Annotated in this window: 7 protein-coding genes; 2 read left to right on the top strand and 5 right to left on the bottom strand. The window is 69.8% G+C overall.

Annotation, left to right across the window (positions count from 1 at the left end):
- Positions 1–404 precede the first annotated feature (404 nt).
- Positions 405–701 (top strand): 50S ribosomal protein L28, encoded by a 297-nt coding sequence (gene rpmB / locus VLI41_RS15230; RefSeq protein WP_325268935.1) that lies wholly within the window; start codon positions 405–407, stop codon positions 699–701.
- Here the strand turns inward: rpmB and VLI41_RS15225 are convergent.
- From VLI41_RS15225 to cobT, 3 genes are all read right to left on the bottom strand, one after another.
- Complete coding sequence (locus tag VLI41_RS15225; RefSeq protein WP_325268934.1) at positions 662–997, bottom strand: Txe/YoeB family addiction module toxin; 336 nt, start codon at positions 995–997, stop codon at positions 662–664. The two genes, rpmB and VLI41_RS15225, sit on opposite strands and share 40 nt — an antisense overlap.
- A gap of 109 nt (positions 998–1,106) precedes the next feature.
- Positions 1,107–1,865, bottom strand: coding sequence for a dienelactone hydrolase family protein (locus VLI41_RS15220; protein ID WP_325268933.1), 759 nt, complete (start codon positions 1,863–1,865; stop codon positions 1,107–1,109).
- Between the two features lie 171 nt (positions 1,866–2,036).
- Positions 2,037–3,980, bottom strand: coding sequence for a cobaltochelatase subunit CobT (cobT, locus tag VLI41_RS15215; RefSeq protein WP_325268932.1), 1,944 nt, complete (start codon positions 3,978–3,980; stop codon positions 2,037–2,039).
- 143 nt (positions 3,981–4,123) lie between these two features.
- On the opposite strand from cobT, the gene VLI41_RS15210 reads away from it, so the two are divergent.
- The gene (locus VLI41_RS15210; protein ID WP_325268931.1) at positions 4,124–4,303 is read left to right on the top strand and encodes a DUF1328 domain-containing protein; all 180 of its coding nucleotides are present in this window, start codon (positions 4,124–4,126) and stop codon (positions 4,301–4,303) included.
- Here VLI41_RS15210 and VLI41_RS15205 read toward each other — a convergent pair.
- Both VLI41_RS15205 and VLI41_RS15200 read right to left on the bottom strand, forming a co-directional pair.
- Positions 4,300–4,479, bottom strand: coding sequence for a hypothetical protein (locus tag VLI41_RS15205; protein WP_325268930.1), 180 nt, complete (start codon positions 4,477–4,479; stop codon positions 4,300–4,302). The genes VLI41_RS15210 and VLI41_RS15205 overlap by 4 nt on opposite strands.
- Positions 4,434–5,075, bottom strand: a 642-nt coding sequence (locus VLI41_RS15200; RefSeq protein WP_325268929.1) for a hypothetical protein, incomplete at its 5' end; no start/stop codon positions are given. The genes VLI41_RS15205 and VLI41_RS15200, both read right to left, overlap by 46 nt.

Here is a 5,075-nt window from a genome sequence, read left to right as displayed (position 1 = left end):
CCGAGCTCGAGCGGCCGCCCGCCGCGACGGCGTCCCAGTCGCCGAGATAGCTGAACAGCGGCCTCGCCCCGGCCGTCTGGGCCAGCGCGCGCACCGGCGCGGCCATGGCGACGACGGCGAGAAACACGGGCAGCGCGCGTGGGCTCACCGGGCCTCCTCGGCAGGCGCGAACGCCGACGAAACAAAGCATGACCGAATCACTGACTCGGCTCGATTCGGCCTTTGTTCACCGCAACATATTGTATCTGAAGGGGGAAGAGGCACAATCGGGCAAGCGTGCGGGCGCCTGCCGCCGCGCCGCGCCGCGGGCGGCTCGCCTTGACGGCCGGCAAGCGCTTCCTCTATATCGCCCGCTCCCGCGGGCCCTGCCCGCCGTACTCCAATTCCCGCGAAGGTCTTTCGCCATGTCGCGCCGTTGCGAACTCACGGGTGTCGGCCCGATGGTCGGCCACAACGTGAGCCATTCGAACATCAAGTCGAAGCGCCGCTTCCTGCCGGCGCTGTCGCCGATGACCCTGCAGTCCGAGGCGCTCGGCCAGTCCTTCACCCTGCGCATCACCAATGCGGCGCTGCGCACCCTCGACTTCCGGGGCGGGCTCGACGCCTTCCTGCTCAAGGCCGGCGACGAGGAGCTTTCGGCCCGCGCGCGGAAGATCAAGCGTCAGCTCAAGGCCAAGCTCGCCGAGCAGCCGGCGGCCTGAGCCCTCGTCATCGCCAGACTGGAAAGGCCGCTCGCGAGGGCGGCCTTTTTCATGCGCTCAGTACTGGAAGCGGCACTGGGCGATCTCCAGCTGCTGGGCTTCGCCCTTTCGAGCGTGATCCGCCGCGACCACCAGCCCTCGAGATCGCCGCGCAGCGGCTCAGGCTTGCCGGTCCCCTGGAAGGAGTTGCGCTGGCATTCTCGGATCAGCCCGTTCAGCCGCTCCAAAGTGTTCGGGTCCGCCGCCTGCCAATGGAGGTAGTCCTCCCCGGCGCGGTCGGCGAACACCAGCCTCACGGCCCGATCAGCTCACGCTCCGATCCGCCGCCCGCGTCGAGCTGCCGCACGGCTTCTGCAAGCCGCTGCGCGTTCGCCGTATCGTACAATTGCAAGCCGGGGCTGGCGCTCAGGCCGCCACCTTCTCCTTCAGCGTCTCATCGAACAGCCGGATCAGCTCCTGCCAGTGGCGCTCGGCGCCCTCGGCGTTGTGCACCGGCATGTCGGCGGGCACCCAGCCGTGGCGGCAGCCCTTCCAGATCGAGACCTGGGCGTCGACGCCGGCCTCGGTGAGCGCCGCGTCCAGCCGCTCCTTCTGGGCCTCGTCGAAGCTGCCGTCCTCGTCGGCCCCGGCCACCAGCACCTTGGCCTTGACCTTCGGCGCCAGCAGGTGCGGGCTGGACGAGGCGTCCGTCGCCATGTTGCCGCCGTGGAAGCTCGCCGCCGCGACGATCCGGTCGGGGAAGGTCCCGGCCGCCCTGAGCGCGATCGAGCCGCCCATGCAATAGCCGGTGACGCCCACCCTGTCGGCCTTGGCCTGCGGCTGCTTGGCGAGGAAGTCGAGGCAGGCCTTGGTGTCGGCCATCTGCTTCTCGATGTCGGTCGAGCCGCGCAGCTTCTGGAACAGCGCCCCCATTTCCGGGTCGCCGGCCCGGGCCTTGGCGATATCGAGCGGCGGATAGGGTCCGGCCCGCCAGAACAGGTCGGGCAGCAGCACGTAGTAACCGGCGTCCGCCAGCCTCTGGCCCATGTCGAACAGCGCCGGGCGGATCGCCGGCGCATCCATGAAGATGATCGCCGCCGGCCAGGGTCCATCGCCCTGCGCCGGGGTGAAGACGAACGCCCGCATGTCGCCTTCCGCCGTGGGGATCGAAACGTCCTGCCGCATGGCCATCCTCCGCTGTCTTTCCGCTCGCGGAAGGATCGAATAACCGCGGCCCGCCGCGTGCAACCACAGAATCTCTAAAGGCCCACTGCGCCGCCCTTCAAACCGCAGAAAACGCGGAACACCGCGGAAGCTCAGGCTTTCTGCGGCTTTCTGCGTTTTCCGCGGTTTCTTTCAAGCCACCGCGCGGCGGACTTCCTTGAAGGTCGAGCGGCGCAGCGTCGGCTTCGGCCCTTCGGTGTTGGGCGGCGGCTGCAGGAGGCCGGCCGAGCGGCGCGTCAGCCGCTCCGGCTCCTCCTCGAAAAGTTCGGCGAGTTGGTCGGTGATCGCGCCCGCCAGCTGCTCCACGTCGACGATGGTCACGGCGCGGCGGTAGTAGCGGGTGACGTCGTGGCCGATGCCGATGGCGATCAGCTGCACGGGGCTGCGGCTCTCGATCTCGCCGATCACTTCGCGCAGGTGCCTCTCGAGGTAGTGGCCGGAGTTCACGCTCAGCGTGGAATCGTCCACCGGCGCGCCGTCGGAGATCACCATCAGGATGCGCCGTTGTTCGCTGCGGCCCAGCAGCCGCTGGTGCGCCCACATCAAGGCCTCGCCGTCGATGTTCTCCTTGAGCAGGCCCTCGCGCATCATCAGGCCGAGGTTCTTGCGCGCGCGCCGCCAGGGCGCGTCGGCGGCCTTGTAGATGATGTGGCGCAGATCGTTCAGCCGCCCCGGCTGCGGCGGCTTGCCGGCCTTCAGCCAGTCCTCGCGCGCCTGGCCGCCTTTCCAGGCGCGGGTGGTGAACCCCAGGATCTCCGTCTTGACGCCGCAGCGCTCCAGCGTGCGGGCCAGGATGTCGGCGCAGACCGCCGCCACCATGATCGGCCGCCCCCGCATCGATCCGGAATTGTCGATCAGGATGGTCACCACCGTGTCGCGGAACTCGGTGTCGGCCTCCTCCTTGAACGACAGCGGCGAGGTCGGATCGACGATCACCCGCGTCAGCCGCGCCGCGTCCAGGATTCCCTCCTCGAGATCGAAGCTCCAGCTTCGATTCTGCTGCGCCAGGAGTTTGCGCTGCAGCCGATTGGCGAGGCGGGAGACCACGTTGGAAAGGCTGGCGAGCTGCTGGTCGAGGTAGGCGCGCAGCCGCCCCAGCTCCTCGCCGTCGCACAGTTCCTCGGCGGCGACGATTTCATCATGGGCGGTGGTGAACACCTTGTAGGTGACGACCTTGCCTTGGCCGGAGAGCTCGGGTCTCGCGGGCTGCTCGCCCTCGCCCATGTCGGGCGGCTCGTCGGTGTCCTCGGCGTCGGGGTTCTCCTGCGCCTCCATCATCTGGGCGTCGGCGTCCTCGCTTTCGCGGTGGCTCGCCTCGCTCTCGTCCATTGCGGCCTGCTGGGGGGACTTGCCTTCGCCGTCGCCCTCGTCCTGGTCCGAGGCCTCGGGCTCGCCCTCTTCGCCGTCCTCGTCCTGGTCTGGCTGGTCGGGGGCGTCGGAGAGATCGTCGCCCATCTTCAGGTCGCGGATGATGGCGCGCGCGATCCGCGCATACGCCTTCTGGTCGGCGATGCTGGCCGCCAGCTTGTCGAGGTCCGGACCGGCCTTGGCCTCCACCTCGTCCCGGAACAGGTTGACCACCGGCTGGGCCATGGCCGGCGGCTTTTCGCCGGTCAGACGTTCGCGCACGATCAGGCCGACCACGTCGGCGTACGGCGGACTGGCGAGCGCCTCGATCTGGTTGAACGATCGCTTGGCCCAGGCCTGCTCCAGCACCGCCTTCAGGTTCTCGCGCACCCCGCCCAGCGCGTTGGCGCCGATCGCCTCGATGCGCGCCTGCTCGATCGAGTCGTAGATCGGCGCGCCGAGCGCCGAGCCGGGACGGACCTTGGCGTGCGCCGCCGGATCGTGGTGGGCGAGCCGCAGCGCCATCTGGTCGGCGAGGCCGCGGATGCGGGCGGCGTCGGCGGGCGTCAGATCCCTGGGCGGATGCGGCAGCACCGCGCGATTGCCGGTCAGCTGCGGTCCCTCGCCGGAATAGACGATCTCCAGATCCGGAGTCTCCGCAAGCGAGCGGGCGGCGTTGGCCAGCGCGCGCTTGAAGGGCTCCAACGGGCTTTCGGGATTCTTGGCCATCTGCGGTGTCGTCTTAGATCAGCACGTTCGGTCCGTGAAACAAGGTTTCGTGCGCGCGGTGACGTGGACGGAACGGCGCGGCAAGCGCGGCGTTGTCGCGGCCGAGGTCGAAAAAGGGCCTTCGTCGCGGTTAGGAGAGTGAAATGCTCAAGTGGGCTCTGATCTTCGCGGTTATCGCGCTGATCGCCGGGGGGCTCGGCTTCACGGGAGTCGCGGGCGCCGCCGCCGGCGTCGCCAAGTTCCTGTTCTTCCTGTTCCTGGTCGGCTTCGTGATCTTCCTGATCCTGGGCTTTGTGGCCGGGCGGAAGATCGCCGGAGACTAGGCCGCCGCCGCCGCCTTCACGGCGCGGGCCTTGCCGCCGGGCGCAGCGACCATCATCGCCACCAGCGTCTCTGTGACGTTCGGCTCCAGTCCCTCGGTGTGGCCCTTGTCCTTGCGCACCACGTCGGCGATCAGCCGGCCGCCGCGGGCGTTCGGATAGACGAAGACCTCGGCCACGCCGGCCGCGGCTTCAGCCCCCAGCCGGGGTTCGAGCGGCCGTCGCGCAGGGTGTCGTAGATCTGCCCCGGCTGGTCGTCGACCACGTCCGGGCGCCGCTCGCGCGGGCCCGCGCCATACTTCTCGGCCCAGGGCGAGGTCGCGGGCAGGGCGGCGATCTCGTGCTCGCCCACCGCGAAGATGAAGGAGAGATCGGCGTCCGGCCAGGGACCGCCCGGCGGCCGCGGCGGCGGCGTCATCGGCGGGCGCCCCAGCAGCGGTGGGGCCCCGAAGCCGGGCGCGCGCTCGGCGGGCCCGATGCGGCCGCCCGACAGCGACAGCCAGCCGTCCACCCGATCCTTGAAGAAGCCGTCCTCGCTCAGCAGCCGGTTGGATGTCATCCCGCCCTGGCTGTGCCCGGCCAGCCAGAACGAGCGCACCGCATCGCCGTACCTGCCGAGCACGAGGTCGACGATGTTGCGCAGGTGCTGGTCGTCGGCTTCGCCCACCCAGCGCCGCGACGGCTCCTTGGTGGCGGCCGAGGGGGTGGCGATCACCAGCCGGTGCTTCTCCTTGAAATCGACCGCCGGGAAGTAGGCGCGCTGCCACGCGCCCAC

Source organism: Phenylobacterium sp. (genome assembly GCF_035475775.1).
Taxonomy (GTDB): Bacteria; Pseudomonadota; Alphaproteobacteria; order Caulobacterales; family Caulobacteraceae; genus Phenylobacterium.
Note: the sequence above shows the minus strand (reverse complement) of the source record. Positions and strands in the feature narration are given on the sequence as shown.